13 protein-coding genes and 2 tRNA genes are annotated in these 15,830 nt (G+C 62.6%); 5 read left to right on the top strand and 10 right to left on the bottom strand.

What is annotated here, in order from left to right; translation table 11 throughout:
• Window positions 1-140: 140 nt before the first annotated feature.
• The 6 genes from poxB to ASF57_RS08995 all read right to left on the bottom strand — a co-directional run bounded on the left by poxB (window position 141) and on the right by ASF57_RS08995 (window position 8,632).
• On the bottom strand, window positions 141-1,916 hold the full coding sequence (gene poxB / locus ASF57_RS09020; RefSeq protein WP_056482146.1) for a ubiquinone-dependent pyruvate dehydrogenase: 1,776 nt from the start codon (window positions 1,914-1,916) through the stop codon (window positions 141-143).
• A 209-nt stretch (window positions 1,917-2,125) separates the two neighbouring features.
• A tRNA-Pro gene (locus tag ASF57_RS09015) sits at window positions 2,126-2,203 on the bottom strand.
• 103 nt (window positions 2,204-2,306) lie between these two features.
• A complete protein-coding gene (locus tag ASF57_RS09010) occupies window positions 2,307-5,519 on the bottom strand; it encodes a multidrug efflux RND transporter permease subunit (RefSeq protein ID WP_056184181.1) in 3,213 nt (1,070 codons plus the stop codon).
• 125 nt (window positions 5,520-5,644) lie between these two features.
• Complete coding sequence (locus tag ASF57_RS09005) at window positions 5,645-6,781, bottom strand: efflux RND transporter periplasmic adaptor subunit (protein WP_200935840.1); 1,137 nt, start codon at window positions 6,779-6,781, stop codon at window positions 5,645-5,647.
• A gap of 128 nt (window positions 6,782-6,909) precedes the next feature.
• Complete coding sequence (locus ASF57_RS09000) at window positions 6,910-7,233, bottom strand: rhodanese-like domain-containing protein (protein WP_056184185.1); 324 nt, start codon at window positions 7,231-7,233, stop codon at window positions 6,910-6,912.
• 64 nt (window positions 7,234-7,297) lie between these two features.
• The gene (locus tag ASF57_RS08995; RefSeq protein WP_156376032.1) at window positions 7,298-8,632 is read right to left on the bottom strand and encodes a glycosyltransferase family 1 protein; all 1,335 of its coding nucleotides are present in this window, start codon (window positions 8,630-8,632) and stop codon (window positions 7,298-7,300) included.
• A 119-nt stretch (window positions 8,633-8,751) separates the two neighbouring features.
• Here ASF57_RS08995 and ASF57_RS08990 point away from each other — a divergent pair, with 119 nt between their 5' ends.
• Window positions 8,752-9,621, top strand: coding sequence for an MBL fold metallo-hydrolase (locus ASF57_RS08990; RefSeq protein WP_056184189.1), 870 nt, complete (start codon window positions 8,752-8,754; stop codon window positions 9,619-9,621).
• Between the two features lie 6 nt (window positions 9,622-9,627).
• Here ASF57_RS08990 and ASF57_RS08985 read toward each other — a convergent pair whose 3' ends face one another.
• Window positions 9,628-10,332, bottom strand: a complete 705-nt coding sequence (locus tag ASF57_RS08985; RefSeq protein WP_056184191.1) for a glutathione binding-like protein — start codon at window positions 10,330-10,332, stop codon at window positions 9,628-9,630.
• Between the two features lie 194 nt (window positions 10,333-10,526).
• On the opposite strand from ASF57_RS08985, the gene ASF57_RS24615 reads away from it, so the two are divergent.
• A complete protein-coding gene (locus tag ASF57_RS24615) occupies window positions 10,527-10,760 on the top strand; it encodes a hypothetical protein (RefSeq protein WP_082503797.1) in 234 nt (77 codons plus the stop codon).
• Window positions 10,761-11,102: 342 nt separating this feature from the next.
• Window positions 11,103-11,354 carry a pilus assembly protein PilZ gene (locus ASF57_RS08975; protein WP_056184196.1) on the top strand — a complete coding sequence of 84 codons (252 nt, stop codon included), beginning with the start codon at window positions 11,103-11,105 and terminating at the stop codon, window positions 11,352-11,354.
• A 173-nt stretch (window positions 11,355-11,527) separates the two neighbouring features.
• Here ASF57_RS08975 and ASF57_RS25565 read toward each other — a convergent pair whose 3' ends face one another.
• On the bottom strand, window positions 11,528-12,136 hold the full coding sequence (locus ASF57_RS25565) for a hypothetical protein (protein ID WP_156376031.1): 609 nt from the start codon (window positions 12,134-12,136) through the stop codon (window positions 11,528-11,530).
• 42 nt (window positions 12,137-12,178) lie between these two features.
• Here ASF57_RS25565 and ASF57_RS08965 point away from each other — a divergent pair.
• A tRNA-Pro gene (locus ASF57_RS08965) sits at window positions 12,179-12,255 on the top strand.
• A gap of 36 nt (window positions 12,256-12,291) precedes the next feature.
• Complete coding sequence (locus ASF57_RS08960) at window positions 12,292-12,603, top strand: ETC complex I subunit (RefSeq protein WP_056482134.1); 312 nt, start codon at window positions 12,292-12,294, stop codon at window positions 12,601-12,603.
• 227 nt (window positions 12,604-12,830) lie between these two features.
• On the opposite strand, the gene ASF57_RS08955 is transcribed toward ASF57_RS08960, so the two are convergent.
• Both ASF57_RS08955 and ASF57_RS08950 read right to left on the bottom strand, forming a co-directional pair.
• Window positions 12,831-14,402, bottom strand: coding sequence for a SpoVR family protein (locus tag ASF57_RS08955; protein ID WP_056482131.1), 1,572 nt, complete (start codon window positions 14,400-14,402; stop codon window positions 12,831-12,833).
• 62 nt (window positions 14,403-14,464) lie between these two features.
• Window positions 14,465-15,766 carry a YeaH/YhbH family protein gene (locus ASF57_RS08950; RefSeq protein ID WP_056482128.1) on the bottom strand — a complete coding sequence of 434 codons (1,302 nt, stop codon included), beginning with the start codon at window positions 15,764-15,766 and terminating at the stop codon, window positions 14,465-14,467.
• Between the last annotated feature and the right edge of the window lie 64 nt (window positions 15,767-15,830).

Genomic DNA, 15,830 nt, shown 5'->3' with positions numbered 1-15,830 from the left:
TCCCTTCACCGCGGTCGCGCGAGCAAGGCTGACCCGTGGGGCGATCTGCGCACCCCGGACCGGCAACGATTCACCTGTCGGAGGCGTTCGGCGCGGATTCCCAGCGTCTGAACGCTCCTACGGCTCGGTAGCTCCTGCCCTCACCGCCACAGGTTCGTCTTCGCCAGATCCAGCACCGAATCCCCGCGCCCACTCATCACGGCGCGGAGCACGTAGAGGCTGAAGCCCTTCACCTGCTGGCCGTCGATCTTGGGGGGCATCGAGAGTTCCTGGCGGGCCACGACGCAGTCGAGGAGGGCCGGGCCGGGATGGGCCAGGACGTCGCGGACGGCCGCCTCCAGCTCGGCCGGGTCCTCGACCCGGACGGCGTGGAGGCCGGCGCCGCGGGCCATGGCGGCGAAGTCCGGGTTGTCCAGGGTGACGCCGGTCTCGAGGTAGCCGGCGGCCTTCATCTCCATCTCGACGAAGCCGAGGGTGCCGTTGTTGTAGACCACGATCTTCAGCGGCAATTTTTGCTGGCGCAGGGTCAGGAGGTCGCCCATCAGCATCGCGAAGCCTCCGTCGCCCGAGAGCGACACCACCTGCCGGTCGGGATAGGCCGATTGCGCGCCGATGCCCTGCGCCATCGCGTTGGCCATCGAGCCGTGGACCCAGGAGCCGATGAGCCGGCGCCGGCCGTTCATCTTGAGGTAGCGCGCCGCCCAGATCGTCGGGGTGCCGACATCGGCGGTGAACACCGCATCGTCGGCGGCCGCCTCGCTGACGAGCTTGGTCAGGTATTGCGGGTGGATCGGCTGAGGGCCGGTCTTGCGTCCGAACCAGCCCTTGGCGGGTGCGCCGGTGGCGAGGTCGTCGAGATCTTCCCGCGCCTTGGCGTAATGCTTCAGGGCGGCGTCGAGATGCTTGCGCTCGGTCTTCGGTGTCAGCTTCGGCAGCAGCGCCCGCAGGGTGTCGTCGACATGGCCGACGAGGCCGAGATCGAGCTTGCACCGTCGCCCGAGCTGGCCCGGGCGGATGTCGACCTGGGCGATGCGGGTGTCCTTCGGGTAGAACTGCCGGTAGGGGAAGTCGGTCCCGAGCATCAGCAGGGTGTCGCAGGACATCATCGCGGCGTAGCCGGAGGCGAAGCCGATCAGCCCGGTCATGCCGACGTCGTAAGGGTTGTCGTACTCGACCACGTCCTTGCCGCCGAGGGCGTGGACGATCGGGCTCTTCAGGGCCTCGGCCAGCTGGAGCAGCTCGGCATGGGCCCCGGCGCAGCCGCGCCCGCACAGCAGGGTGATCCGCTCCGAGCCGTTCAGCAGGTCGGCCAGGGCGTTCAGCTCGGGCTCGGCCGGACGCACCATGGGCCGGGGCGGGATCAGCCCGGCATTGGGCGCGACGCCGCGGGTCGGCGCGTCCATCAGCGCGACGTCGCCCGGGATGATCACCACGGCGACGCCGCTCATCCCGATCGCCGCCCGCATGGCGTTCTCCAGCACCTGCGGCAGTTGCGAGGCGTCGCCCACCATCTCGCAGTAATGGCTGCACTCGCGAAAGAGCTCGCCCGGATGCGTCTCCTGGAAATACCCGGAGCCGATCTCGGCGGTGGGGACATGCGCCGCGATCGCCAGAACCGGGGTGCGGGTCCGGTGGCAATCGTACAGGCCGTTGATCAGGTGGACGTGGCCCGGTCCACACGACCCGGCGCAGACCGCGAGCTTGCCCGAGAGCTGGCTGTCCGCCCCCGCCGCGAAGGCCGCCACCTCCTCGTGCCGGACATGGACCCAATCGATGGTCCCGCGCGCCCGCAGCGATTCGGTCAGGGCGTTCAGGCTGTCGCCGACGATGCCGTAGATGCGCTGGATGCCGGCCTGGTCGAGGGTGTCGACGATCAGGTCCGCGACGGTCACGATCTTGGTGGGGGCACTCGTCATGGCGCTCGGCTCCGGTTCACCCGAGCCGAACCCAACGCCGCGCCCCGGGGTTCCGCCCCAGGGTTGTAGTGGGCGCGGATCTGTCATCCACCACGCCTCGTGACCGCGACGAAACGCATACCCCCGCGTTTCGCGACGTCGACGAAACGGTGTTGGTATACGAGAGACCGGTTTGGGGGGAGAATCTGCGGCGTCGCCGAGCGGGGAAATGGTCGGAGCGAGAGGATTCGAACCTCCGACCCCTAGTCCCCCAGACTAGTGCGCTAACCGGGCTGCGCTACGCTCCGACGGCCCTTTCGGGCTGAGGGGTCTTTAGCTTTCCGGTCTGCGGGGCGCAACCCCTAACGTGAAGCCCGGGCGCGGTATCCGCGTCCGGGCTGTCGGGTCGTATCAGGCGTGGGAGGGCGCCGTGTGCGGATCGTGCTTGTCCGGCGTGGTGTTGTGCGGATCCTTCCCGCGCTTTTTCGCGATCCAGATCAGGAGCTTACGGATCACCACGTAGAAGACCGGGGTCAGGAAGAGGCCGAACACCGTGGCGCCGATCATGCCGAAGCACACGGCGGTTCCGAGCGCCTGACGCATCTCGGCGCCCGGGCCCGTGGCGATCACCAGCGGCACCGTGCCGAGGATGAAGGCGAAGGCGGTCATCAGGATCGGGCGCAGGCGCAGGCGGCAAGCTTCCACCGCGGCAGCCACCGGACCCTTGCGCTCGGTTTCCTCGAGTTGGTGCGCGAACTCCACGATCAGGATGGCGTTCTTGGCGGCCAGACCGATCAGCACGATCAGACCGATCTGGGTGAGGATGTTGTTGTCCTGCCCCCGCAACTGCACCCCGAACAAAGCTGCGAGCACGCCTGTGGGTACCACCAGCAAGATCGCGAGAGGCAACGCCCAGGATTCATACTGTGCCGCGAGTACCAGGAACACCAGGAGAACACCGAGGGCGAAGACATAGATCGCCGTGTTGCCTGCGGCTTTCTGCTGATAGGCGATTTCGGTCCAGTCATAGGAGTAGCCATCGGGCAGCGTGTCCTTGGCGATGGCCTCCATGGCGTCGAGGGCCTGACCGGTCGAGATGCCGGGCTTGGCCGTCCCCTGGACCGGGACCGAGTAGTACAGATTGAAGCGCTGGACGATCTGCGGACCCGTGATCTCCCGGATCGTGGCCAGCGTCCCCATGGGCACCAGGGCGCCGGTGGAGGAGCGGACCTTCAGCTGCTCGATGTCCTGCTTCGAGACGCGGAACTGCGCATCGCCCTGAACGCGAACCTGATAGATGCGGCCCAGCGTATTGAAGTCGTTGACGTAGGCGCCTCCCAATGCCGTCTGCACGGTCGAGAAGACGTTGGACAGCGGCACGTTGAGCATTCGCGCCACGGTGCGATCGATATCGAGATAGAGCTGCGGAGTATCATTGCCGAAGGTGGTGAACACCCGCTGGACGTCGTTGCTCTGGTTTGCTTTGCCGAGGACTTCGCCGACGGCGCCGAGCAACGGACCGATGGCCGAACTCTGTCGGCTCTCGATCTGCATCTTGAAGCCGCCGCCCTGACCGAGACCGCGTACCGGCGGAGGCGGGATGACGATGACGCGGGCCTCCTGGATGTCGGCGGTGGCCTTGATCACCTCGTTGGTGATCACCGCCGCGCTCCGTCCTTGCGTCGCGCGCTCCTTGGCGCCCGCCAGGGTGATAAACATCACGCCCGAGTTCGTCGTGTTGGTGAAGGTCGCGCCATCGAAGCCCGCGATGATGACGGTGTTGGTCACGCCTTCGATCTTGCGTGCCGCCGCCGCCGCCCGGTTCACCACAGCGGTGGTACGGTCGAGGGAGGCGCCCGAGGGCAACTGCACCACGCCGATGAGGTAACCCTGGTCCTGGTCGGGAATGAAGCCAGTGGGCGTGGTCTGGACGAGATGCAGGGTCGCGGCGATGACCCCTGCATAGACGATCATCATGGCGATCAACCCGATCGCGTAATTCGTCAGACCGTAGATGATCCGGCCATAGGTGTTGGAAAGCCAGTCGAAGCCTTTGTTGAACATGTCCGCCAGCCAGGCGACGAAGCGGAAGAGGAAGAACTTCGGCTTCGCGTGCTCGTGGTGGGGCTTCAGCAGAAGCTTACACAACGCGGGCGAGAGCGTCAGCGAGTTGAACATCGAGATGATGGTCGACGCTGCGATCGTCAGCGCGAACTGCTTGTAGAACTGGCCGGTAATACCGGGGATGAAGGCGGTGGGAATGAACACCGCCGACAGCACGAGCGCGATGGCGATGACCGCGCCGCCGACCTCATCCATCGTCTTGTGGGCGGCGTCGCCAGGCGACAAGCCTTCCGCCATGTTGCGCTCAACGTTCTCCACCACCACGATCGCGTCGTCGACGACGATGCCGATGGCAAGCACGAGGCCGAACAGGGTCAGATTGTTCAGCGAGAACCCGAAGGCCGACATGGCGGCGAAGGTGCCGACCAGTGAGACCGGAATGGCGATGACGGGGATCAGCGCCGTGCGCCAGCTCTGGAGGAACACCAGCACCACGATGACCACGAGCCCTACAGCCTCGAAGAGCGTCTTGTAGACCTCGTGGATCGACTCTTCGATGAACTCGGTCGGATTGTACGCGATGCGGTACTCGATATCCGGTGGGAAGTTCTTCTTGAGGCTGTCCATCACCTTGCGCACGGATGCCGCTGCATCCAACGCGTTGGTCCCGGGGCGCTGGAAAGCACCGATGCCGATGGCGGGCGTGTCGTTCAGGAACGAGTTGGTCGTGTAGTCCTTCTGGCCCATCTCGACGCGCGCCACATCCTTCACGCGAACGAGTCGACCATCGGAGGCCTTGACGATGACGTCGGCGAATTCCTCAGGGCTCTGGAAGCGGCCCTGAGACTGCACGATAAGCTGAAAGGCCTGGCCCGTGGCGGCCGGAGGCGAGTTCAGGGCGCCAGCCGCCACCTGCACGTTCTGCTCGGACAAGGATGTGATGACGTCCGAGGTGGTCAGGCCGTAGGCGGCGAGCTTGTTCGGGTCGAGCCAGACGCGCTCGGCGTACTCGTTGCCGCCGAAGATCGTGATGTCGCCGACGCCATCGAGGCGAAGGAGTTCGTCGCGAATGTTCAGGTAGATGTAGTTGGCAAGGTAGTTCTGGTCGTAGGTCTTTTTCGGTGACAGCAGGTGCACCACCAGCATCAGGTCGGGCGACGCCTTGCGCACGGTGACGCCGAGGTTGCGTACGTCTGGCGGCAGACGCGGCTGAGCGACGGAGAGCCGATTCTGGACGAGGACGTTGGCGATATCGAGGTTGGTGCCGACCTTGAAGGTCACCGTCAGCAGCATGTTGCCGTCATTGGTCGACAGCGACGTCATGTAGAGCATGTTGTCGACGCCGTTGACCTCCTGCTCGATCGGCGTCGCGATGGTCGCCGCAACCGTCTCGGCATTTGCGCCCGGGAAGCTCGCGCGAACCGTCACCGTCGGCGGCACGATCTCTGGATACTGCGCCACCGGCAGGGCCAGGTAGGCGACGTAACCGAGGATCAGGAAGACGATCGACGTGACCGACGCGAAGATCGGCCGATCGACGAAGAAGTGGGCAAAACGCATCGCTTGAACCTCTCGCCGCAAGCGGACCGCACGCGCGGGTCCGAGGCGGCACCGTTTCTTCGTCCGCGGTCTGTTGGCCGCTCCCCGGCCGCGGACGGCCGGGGCCTATCGCATTGGGATGCGTATCAGGTCTTGCTCGGCGGCAGAGTTGACGCTTCAGCCGTGACTTTCGCGCCAGGACGAACGCGGCTCACGCCGTTTACCACCACGTTCTCGTCGCCCTTGAGGCCGTCGCGGATGACTCGGTAGCCATCGACTTTCGGACCGAGCTTGACCTCGCGCAGCGATACCGTGCCGTCATCGGCAACCACATAGACGATGCGCTTATCCTGGTTGGCTGAAACTGCCTCGTCGGGCAGCAAGATGCCCTGATAGGGCTTCGTTGCCGGCAGGGAGACCACGCCGAAAAGACCCGGCTTGATGAAGCCGTCCGGGTTCTCGACCGTAGCGCGCAGCAGTACCGTGCCTGTGGCATTGTCCACGCGGTTGTCCACGAAGTCGAGCGTGCCCTTGCGAGTCGGCTTCTCATCGCCCGTCAGCGCCACAAGGATCGGTACGCCCTTGCCCTTCTGCGTCTGGCCCATGCCGATACCGAGGCTACCCTGATATTTCAGGAACGAGCGCTCATCGACCGTGAAGCCAAAATAGATCGGATCGAGGGAGACAATCGTCGTCAGCTGGGTCTGATCAGTGATGACGATATTGCCTTCGGTGACCAGGCGCCGGCTGATGCGGCCCGAGATCGGTGCCTTCACCTCGGTGAAGTCGTAGTTGAGCTGGGCTTGGCGCAACTGCGCATCGGCGCTGTCGACATCGGCCTGCGCGGTCTGCGAGGCCTGACGGCGCTGATCGGTGACCTGTTCAGAGATGTTGCCGGATTTGCTCAGGGTCTGCGCACGGTCGAGGTCGGTCTGCGAGAAATTCAGGCGCGCTTTCGCCGAGACGAGTGCAGCCTGCGCCTGATCCAGCGCAGCCTTGTAGGGGCGACGGTCGATGACGAAGAGCAGGTCGCCCTTCTTGACCGTGGCACCGTCCGTGAAATTCACCTTATCGAGGTAACCAGTGACCCGGGCACGGACATCGACGATGTCCACCGGGTCGAAGCGGCCTGTATAGGTGTCGGTCTCGACGATCTCACGCACGACCGGCTTGGCGGTGGTGACCTTCGGCGGCGGCCCTCCCGGCGCCTGTGCCAGGGCTGGTCCGGCGCCGGTGGTCGCGACGAGGCCGAGGAGCGGAAGAAGTCGGAAGAGCGAGCGCATGCGCATATGGTTATTCCCTACGATGCGCCAGCTAGAGGTACGGCGCGTGGCATGTCGTGCGCTGCCACACATGATCAGCGGAATGCAGATGTTCGGCTGGACGATCTTTCGGCTCGAACTGATTCTGATCAGATCTCGATTGGCTCGCCTGAGCTGGCCCAATCCTTGAAACCGCCGGCATAATGTTCCTCGATGGACAGACCGGCTTGCTGCGCCGCGGACAGAGCGTGGACGGAGCGCACGCCCGACATGCAGGAAAAAACCGGACGCCGGCCGTCGCGTACGACCAAGTCAGCGATTTCTGCGGCGTCGAAAGTCGAGAGGGGATGCGTGATCGATCCAGGGATATGTCCCTGATCGAACTCGTGTTGTTCCCGTACATCGATCAACAGGAGCGATCGGTCGGCTAAGCCGGCCTTGATCGTATCCCGGTCCAAGCCGACAACCTTCATCCGTTCGGTCCCTGTCTGATGCCTGCCAGTGCCGGCGACCCCGGGTGACGCCTGTTCTTATTCGTCAGACGTCAGGACCGCAAACGACCCGCGCCAACACATCCTCGACCGTTGCGAAGTGATTTGTCCAGGTGGGCAGAGACCGGCCCGCCATCCGTTCGACCAAGGTACGACGCATTGCCGAATTCGGCTGCGCGAGGTTCTCCACGGTTTGTCTCCAGCCGAGACCATCGAGGGGATCCAGGAAGTGTGCAAATTCGCCGCCGATCTCGCGATGCACCGCAAGGTTCGACGCGACCACGGGAAGTCCACTGGCTGCCGCCTCCACGATGGGAAGCCCATACCCCTCGGCGAAGGACGGCATCAGCAGCGCCGTGCAAGAGCGCAGGAGTGCCGCGAGACCGTGGGTCGACAGGCCACTCACTTCGGTGACGCGCATCGCCATCGCGGGACAGCGCTCCAGCATGTCGATGATGTTCTCTGCTTCCCAACCCCGTCGGCCGACGAGCACCAAGCGTGGCGTGTTCGCGCCGTGGCGTTCGTGAAGGTCGCGCCAAAGATGCAGCAGCAAGAGATGATTCTTACGCGGCTCGATCGTGCCGCAGACGACGAAAGTCGGTCGATGGGGAATTCCGTAGGTCCCCTCTCCGAGGGGCTGGAACACTGGCTCAACGCCGAGCAGGGCCATCGTGACGGACCGTTTTGGTAAGCCACGTGCCTCACAGTATCGGGAGAAGCGGTCACCGACATCCCGCGAATTGACCAGCACATGCGAGGCGTGGCGCGCGATGGTGTCCATCCGGATCCGGTGCCGCTCCGCTTCCCCCGGCCGACCGTATTCCGGGTAGTCGATCGGGATCAGGTCGTGGACGAAGAAGACCGCACGGATATCGCGGCGGTCGTAGAGCCAGTCGAAACGCTCGGGCTTGTCGAGGCGCAGGTGCGAGGTGTGCAGATAGATCGTGCCCTGGGGCAGTATGTCGGGTCCGCAAGCGGGCAACACGGTCGCTGCCGTTTCAGCCTGGATGCGGCGCCGTGTCGTGCTGCTCTGCCTGCGCGCCGTCTGCTTCGTACCAATTTCCGTCGGGCTGTCACTCAGCTCGGAAGCCAATCGGCGATAGATCGGGTCCTGCAACGCATTGAGATCCTCGACCCAGCCCTCTGTCACCGCATCGACGATGCGGATCGCATCCTCCCTGTTGAGGACCTTCGGTCCGAGAACGGTCGAGACCAACCCGAAGCGTTCACCGGCCTGCCCCAAAAAATGGCGTGCATAGGCCAGATCCACCCGGTCGATCCCGCTCGGGCTCGCGTGCCGCAGACGCGTGATCAGGCGCGTCAGGTCGAAGGCAAGGCTCGGAACGGGTCGATGCGCGAGCTGCAAATTGGGAACAGGCATGATCCTCCGGTCGAGTTCAGGCGGACGGCCGTATGGCCACGGTCCGACTTTGGCCTATATGCCGATGCCTCAGCCTGAGGCTACCCGCGGCCTTTGCCGCCAACGAGAGCGACGGTCCCGTGTCTCCCGGATATCTGCCCTTCGCCGGCGCCCTCGATCTGCCAGCTTACACCTGCGACAATTGTGGATTTTGGCAGCGCCACTTCGAGAAGCCACCGGCTTGCCCGATGTGCCTCGACGCGCGCCACGTGGTGCCACAGAAAGGCTGGCAGTTCTGGAGTGAACGCGAGGCCCAGGACCGATTCCCTTGTCACTGGGAAGAACTCGAGGCTGGGATCTGGCGCTTTTGGAATGATCCCGTCTCCGGGATCGGTCCCAGCGCCTACCTGATCCAAACGCCAACCGGGAACATGGGATTCGAGGCCTGTCCGGTCTTCAGCGAGGCGGCACTCCAGCACATCGCTGCCCTCGGAGGAATGCAGGTGTTGTCCTCATCCCATCCGCATGCGTACGGGGCGCTTGTGCAATTACAGGATCGCTTTGATCCCGAACTCTGCCTGCCTGCTTCGGATTTCGTCTGGAGTGCCGCCCTGCAGGTCTCCTGGCCCTACGATGATTTCCTGGAGCCCCTCCCCGGCCTAGAACTGCACCGGACCGCCGGCCATTTCGACGGCCATGCGATCCTCTTCGATCGAGCACGAAAAATCGTGTTCTGCGGCGACGCGCTGAAGTTCGAACTCGATCCGCAAGATCTTCGCAAGGCACTCACCATTTCCGCGCACAAGGCTTTCGTACGCGGAGTGCCACTGACCACGAAAGAGTTACGACGCTATCGGGACGTTTTTGCGCAACTTGACTTCACCCAGACCTGGACACCTTTCGAACCGACTGCGAATTGCGGCCGGGCCGAGGTCCTGGCTCTTCTGGACGGTATGTTGGCAACGCGTCCGCATGCCGCCCCCGTGCCGCTCGACAGCCTCAAGCGTTGACGCCTCTTATCCTCGCGTCGCCGCCGTCTGGCCGAACATGACCTTCTTGGCATCCTCACTCAGCGCTTTACCGAAGTCAGGATTGATCTCCGGGGCCCGAGCGTAGGCAGTCTTGGTTGCCGGCCGCTCGGCGATGGCATGGAACCAGCGCTTGAGATTCGGGAAATCTTCCAGGGACTGCCTCTGTTTCTCGTGCGGTACGATCCACGGATAACATGCCATGTCGGCGATGGTGTAATCCGCCCCGGTGACGAAGGAGCGGTCCGCAAGGCGCCGATCAAGGACGCCGTAAAGTCGGTTGGTCTCCTTGACGTATCGTTCGATGGCGTAGGGCACGGTCTCCGGCGCGTACTGGGTGAAGTGGTGGTTCTGACCGAGCATTGGTCCGAGACCGCCCATTTGCCAGAATAGCCATTGCAGGACCTCTGCGCGGCTTGAAATATCACTGGCAATGAAGCGCTCAGTCTTTTCGGCCAAATAAAGCAAAATCGCGCCAGATTCAAAGAGCGAGATCGGTGGTCCGCCACCGGTTGGCTCACGATCGACGATCGCCGGCATTCGGTTGTTTGGCGAAATATTCAGGAAGTCCGGCTTAAATTGATCACCTTTGCCGATATTTACAGGATGAAGAGTGTAGGAAAGGCCCGCTTCCTCAAGGAACATCGTCACTTTGTGGCCGTTCGGGGTCGGCCAGTAATACAGATCGATCATTGCGCTCTCCGTGGCAGGCGCGCGACGGGCGGGACCGATCGCGCCCGTCGGGGACGTGGTGTTCCCACAGCGTCAGGTCAAGCTTCTCGCATGGCAGCGGATACCGGCGCTCGGTCTATCCAATGCAATGTATTTGCAGAACGATAAATTCAGAGCTTTCATGCTTGCCTTACTTGTGATGCGAGGAGGAAGCAATGGTCAGCGCAATTTCGGCCAGCAGCGGCGGTCTTCTGGCGGCAACACAGCGCTACGCCACTGCGGCCGAGGGAATATCAACCTTCGGTACCAGCCTGCCGAGTGCAACCCAGGTTGATCTTTCGACAACGGCTGTTCAGCTCATTCAAGAACAAGCGAATATCGGTCTAAATACGGCAGTTCTAAAGTCGACTATCAATTCGGAACGCCAAGTTCTCGATATCCTGGCGTAACGAAGCGGAGACCATCGAAATTTTTCGAAGGATCGACGCCTATGGCAATCACCATTCCCATCACGCAAGTGGGTCTCATCCGAGCCACAGAGATCCTGCACGATGTCCGAAATACCGCGGCTCTCCGCCACGAGACCGAGCCGCGAACTGTTTCAGTTGTCGTTGAGCGGTTTCAGCAGAGCCTGGATCCGAGAGGTGACGATGAGGTGCCTGGGCAGAGTCGCCTTGTCGATGTGCGCGTCTGACCTTCGAGGCCAGTAGGTGGATTTCCGCGGTCTCGACGAAGAATCGTTAACGTCCGCCGCGTCTACTGCCTTTAGACACTAAGCCGGGAGACGTAGGGTGGAGCAGAATCGTCGGGCGGCCCGGCGCTCGGATGCTTTCCGTATCGGTTCGTTGGCACTGGACGTTGGTACCTCTGCAATTGACTGCCTTGTTTGGAATCAGTCGGAGACTGGTGCGCAGATTGAGGTCGAGTCACCTGCAGCCGTGCCGGATCAGTTCACCCTGATGATGTCCGCCTATGCTAAGCCGCGCCGCTGCCACGTCGTTTGGCGCGATGGACGGAAGCTCGGGATCACCTTCGTGATCTGAAGGCGGGCGAAGGCGGACAACCGTCATTCGTTCAGGGTTTAGAACGTCCAAGCCAGGCTGCAACCCAACGGAAAATTCGAGAACGACACGGATCCGACCAAGCCGAGAGCTCGGTGGGATCCGTGTCGTTCTCGAGTTATTTACGTCCAATTTCCACCGCCCAAGGCTGCTTGTTATGCTGCCTTGGAATCTTTCCCGCCCGCGGTAGTCGCCTGTTGCATCATCTCACCAGAAACCCGACCCTTCGTGGCGATGTCACGCAGAGATTTGACCATCGCGTCGGTCTGGTCGCTGCTGCTCTGGTCGAAGCCGGTTCCGGTAGCCCAATCCTCGCCACGCCGCGCCATGAGCACGAAGGCTGCCACGCCACCAAAGAGGCTTCCCATCAAAGGAGCACAGATTAGTGCAGTCCAGATGCCTTGCGGCAGCAAGATCGCCATCGTCAACACGCTTCCACTGATGGCTGCCAGTAGGATCAAAATCATCGCTATGCCCTCGCTAGAGATTCCATAGCATGCTCCGACCTCAATTGGTCCTTCGACTGCGATTATCGTGACCAGTGAGTTAAGGTGCGTTTTTCTGGTTATTGAATCCTGGCTGGTAACGGGCAGTCTTACCGGAGCATTCAGCAACATCTCGGGTCGGTACTTGGTCCCGCGGTTGCCCGCAGCATCAATCGCCAAAGGGGCATCATGCGGGGGACCGGCGTTTTTCGTTTCCTCCAGGGAACGGGTCAGTTGGAGAGCCTCATCACCGACATCCTGTTCGGCACCTGTTGCCATTTCCGTCTCGAAACCGTACGTCCCCTCTACGCGCAAGCGTGTCGGGGTGTAGCGCAGTCTGGTAGCGCATCTGGTTTGGGACCAGAGGGTCGTAGGTTCGAATCCTATCGCCCCGACCATTCGTTTGCCGCGGCTTTCCGGAGTAGGCCCATCCGATGTCGAGCGCCCGCATTTATCAACCCGCGAAGGATCCGACGCAGTCCGGAACTGCGCGTGCGAAGGTTTGGGTAATCGAGTTCGATCAGACCTCGCCACGCGAAACGGACCCGCTCATGGGCTGGATCGGCTCGTCAGATATGCTGCAACAGGTTCATCTCGAATTCGAAAGCAAGGAAGAGGCGGTGGCATACGCAGCCCGCTCAGGTCTTTCCTACCGGGTCGAGGAGCCGCAGAAACCGATTTTGCGTAAAGGATTGTCCTATTCGGACAACTTCAAGTTCAATAGAACGGCACCGTGGACCCATTAAGACGAAGTGTTGCGCTCGTCAAAGCTGGATCAGAACCGTAACTGCGCCAAAGATCAGGACTGAGCCGACGGCCACGGCAAGCAGGATCAAAGCGGCACGCGATTCGCGCAGATCGTTGTTCATCATGGGAATAGGCTATCTCGCCTCGGCGGCCTCGCCAATCCACCGTGGGCAAAATGCTGTCGCCCGAGTCGAGAAATCGCTTCTCGTTTGTTAGTGACATGAGCTTAGAAGAAGATCGGCCTTGCGGTGGCGTGATGCTCCACAAGGACCGTATCGTTGGCCGGATCGGTTTCTTTCAGAACCGCATCGTAGCCCCAGAGATCGGCCAAGTGCTGCAGCACCCGCTTGGCATCGTCTTTTTGAAGCGTGATGCGGTTCAGGGCGCGGTGATGCACGATGAGGCGCCGATCGCCTTCGAGGTCGACGTCCACCACTTCGATGTCCGGATCTAGCCAAGCCACATCGTATTGCCGGGCGAAGGAGCGACGCATCCTGCGGTAGCCGCGCTCGTCGTGGATCGCCTCGACGTAGAGCTCCGACTCGTCCGGATCGTCAACAACGTGGAATAGGCGCATGTCGCGCATGAGCTTAGGCGACAGGAACTGGGCGATAAAGCTCTCGTCGCGATAGTTCGCCCAGATGTCGCGTAGGGTCGCCATCGCGTCGCCTGTGCCGGCGATCTCTGGGAACCACTCCCGATCCTCCTCGGTCGGCTGCTCCACGATACGGGCGATGTCCTGCATCATGGCGAAGCCGATGGCGTAAGGATTGTGGCCGTTATAGCCGCGCTCATTGTAATTTGGCTGACGCACGACGTTGGTGTGAGACTGCAGGAACTCAAGATAAGCTGCCTCCCCAATCAGACCTTTCTCGGAAAGAGAGTTCATGATCCGGTAATGGCAATAGGTGGCGCAGCCCTCATTCATCACTTTGGTCTGGCGCTGCGGATAGAAATATTGAGCCACGAGGCGCACGATGCGCAGAATCTCACGCTGCCAAGGGCGCAGTCGGGGCGCGGCCTTCTCGAGAAAGTAGAGGATGTTTTCCTGCGGAAGTTCGAGCAAGGCCTTGCGCCGCTCCGCTGCCGCATCCGGTCGCCCGGTCGACACCTTCTGCGGCAGGGTGCGCCAAAGGTCGTTGTAGATTTGCTCGCCGTGTTCAGCGCGCTCGCGCTCGCGGCGCTGCTCGGAAGCGAGATCGGGTCGCTTCTTTCGCGGGTAGCGGTGGACCCCCTGGCTCATCAGCGCATGAGCGGCATCAAGCACGGCTTCCACTGCCGAATGGCCGTAGCGCTCCTCGCAGCGCGAGATGAAACCTTTGGCGAAGTCGAGATAATCGAGGATGCCTTCAGCATCAGTCCATTGCTTGAACAGGTAGTTGTTCTTGAAGAAGTGGTTATGGCCGAAGGCCGCGTGGGCGATGACCAGCGTCTGCATCGTCGCCGTGTTTTCCTCCATGATGTAGGAGATGCACGGGTCCGAGTTGATGACGATCTCGTAGGCAAGTCCCATCATCCCACGCCGGTAGCCGGCCTCGTGCTGGGCGAAGTGCTTGCCGAACGACCAGTGCTTGTAGAACAGTGGCATGCCGATCGACGCGTAGGCGTCGAGCATCTGCTCGGCAGTGATGATCTCGATCTGGTTCGGATACCAGGACAAGCCGAGGTCCCGCGCCTCGGCTTCGCAGGCGTCATGGATGCGCCGAATCGTGTCGAAGTCCCAATCGTTCCCAGTGTAGAGCGGATCCTGTCCGCCGGGGATAATCTGGGGCGTGGGGCGGATGATGCTGCCGACCATGCGATGTACGCCTTCCTGGAGGGTGACTGTCCCGCGCGGCCAGTGTGGCGATACGCGGGTGCCTAAGCCTCGGCTTCCGCCCGGGTGTCCTTGCGTCCGAACAGTTCGCGGAACACCGGGTATATGTCGCGGCGGTGATTGACCTTGCGCATGGCGATGGGCGCGCCCGTCTTCGCCAAGCCCTCGTAGGTGCGCCACAGGGTGGTGCGGTGCTCGACGAAGCCGGCCCGAGGGCCGTTCTCGTCGCCGACCTCCAGGTAGGCAAAGTGCTGGCAGGCCGGCAGGATATGGGCGCGCAGGAGTTCGGTCGAGGTCGGGCCGTCGCTGGAGACGTTGTCGCCGTCGGAGGCCTGCGCGGCGTAGATGTTCCAGTCGTTCGGGTCGTAGCGCTCGGCGATGACGCGCTTCATCTCGACCAGCGCCGAGGACACCAGGGTTCCGCCGGTTTCGCGCGATCCGAAGAACGTTTCCTCGTCCACCTCGGTCGCCTTGTCGGTGTGGCGGATGAAAACAATCTCCACGTGCCGGTAGCGCCGGGTCAGGAAGATATGAAGCAGGATGTAAAACCGCTTGGCCAAGTCCTTCATATGCTCGGTCATCGAACCCGACACATCCATCAGGCAGAACATCACTGCCTGCGCTACCGGTCGGGGATATGGCTCGAAGCGGCGGTAGCGGAGGTCGAGCGGGTCGACGTAAGGAATGCGCTTCGTACGCTCCCTCAGAGCCGATAGGGCCAGCAACATGTCAGGCAGGTCGGGATCGCTTGACGACGCGGCGGCAATCCGCGCTTCGAGGGCCGCGATCTCGTCGGGCTTCGGCCGCTTCAGGGCGATGCGGCGCGACATCGAGTTGCGGAGGGTGCGTGTCAGCGCGAGGTTGGCGGGGGAGCCCGAGGTTGTGTAGCCAGCGCGGCGCAGCCCTTCCGTCTCCACCACCGAGAGCCGGCGCTTGGCCAGATCCGGCAGTTCGAGGTCCTCAAGGAAGAGTTCGAGGAACTCGTCTCGGGTGAGCACGAAGCGGAAGGCATCCTCGCTGTTCTCGGAGCCCTCCCCGCCCTCCCCCGACCCCTTGCCGCTGCCACCCGAGGGAGGACGCTCGATGCGGTCGCCCTCAACGTAGGTCTTGTTGCCCGGCAGGATATGGTCGTGAAGGCCGGTGCCGGGTTGGCGTGCGAAGCGCGGCTCCCGAACCCCATCGACCGGGACCGAGACGCGGCCGTCCTTACCGAGATCCTTGATGTCCTTTTCCCGCGCGGATTCCCGCACGGCCCGCTGGGCCACATCCTTCACTCGGCGCAGGAAGCGCTGGCGGTTTGCGAGGCTCTTGCCCCCGGGATTCAGGCGACGATCGACGATGTGCATCCGGTGTGTGTGCCTTCGCCCTCGGAATCAATGTGGGATCGACTGGCCGGAGCGGCCATTGGAG

Source organism: Methylobacterium sp. Leaf117, from assembly GCF_001422985.1.
GTDB lineage: Bacteria > Pseudomonadota > Alphaproteobacteria > Rhizobiales > Beijerinckiaceae > Methylobacterium.
This window is presented reverse-complemented; position numbering and strand designations above follow the sequence as displayed.

Coding starts and splice junctions, on each gene's coding strand:
- poxB (WP_056482146.1), bottom strand. CDS start 1,916: ATGACGAGTGCCCCCACCAAGATCGTGACCGTCGCGGACCTGATCGTC.
- ASF57_RS09010 (WP_056184181.1), bottom strand. CDS start 5,519: ATGCGTTTTGCCCACTTCTTCGTCGATCGGCCGATCTTCGCGTCGGTC.
- ASF57_RS09005 (WP_200935840.1), bottom strand. CDS start 6,781: ATGCGCTCGCTCTTCCGACTTCTTCCGCTCCTCGGCCTCGTCGCGACC.
- ASF57_RS09000 (WP_056184185.1), bottom strand. CDS start 7,233: ATGAAGGTTGTCGGCTTGGACCGGGATACGATCAAGGCCGGCTTAGCC.
- ASF57_RS08995 (WP_156376032.1), bottom strand. CDS start 8,632: ATGCCTGTTCCCAATTTGCAGCTCGCGCATCGACCCGTTCCGAGCCTT.
- ASF57_RS08985 (WP_056184191.1), bottom strand. CDS start 10,332: ATGATCGATCTGTATTACTGGCCGACCCCGAACGGCCACAAAGTGACG.
- ASF57_RS24615 (WP_082503797.1), top strand. CDS start 10,527: ATGGTCAGCGCAATTTCGGCCAGCAGCGGCGGTCTTCTGGCGGCAACA.
- ASF57_RS25565 (WP_156376031.1), bottom strand. CDS start 12,136: ATGGCAACAGGTGCCGAACAGGATGTCGGTGATGAGGCTCTCCAACTG.
- ASF57_RS08960 (WP_056482134.1), top strand. CDS start 12,292: ATGTCGAGCGCCCGCATTTATCAACCCGCGAAGGATCCGACGCAGTCC.
- ASF57_RS08955 (WP_056482131.1), bottom strand. CDS start 14,402: ATGGTCGGCAGCATCATCCGCCCCACGCCCCAGATTATCCCCGGCGGA.
- ASF57_RS08950 (WP_056482128.1), bottom strand. CDS start 15,766: ATGCACATCGTCGATCGTCGCCTGAATCCCGGGGGCAAGAGCCTCGCA.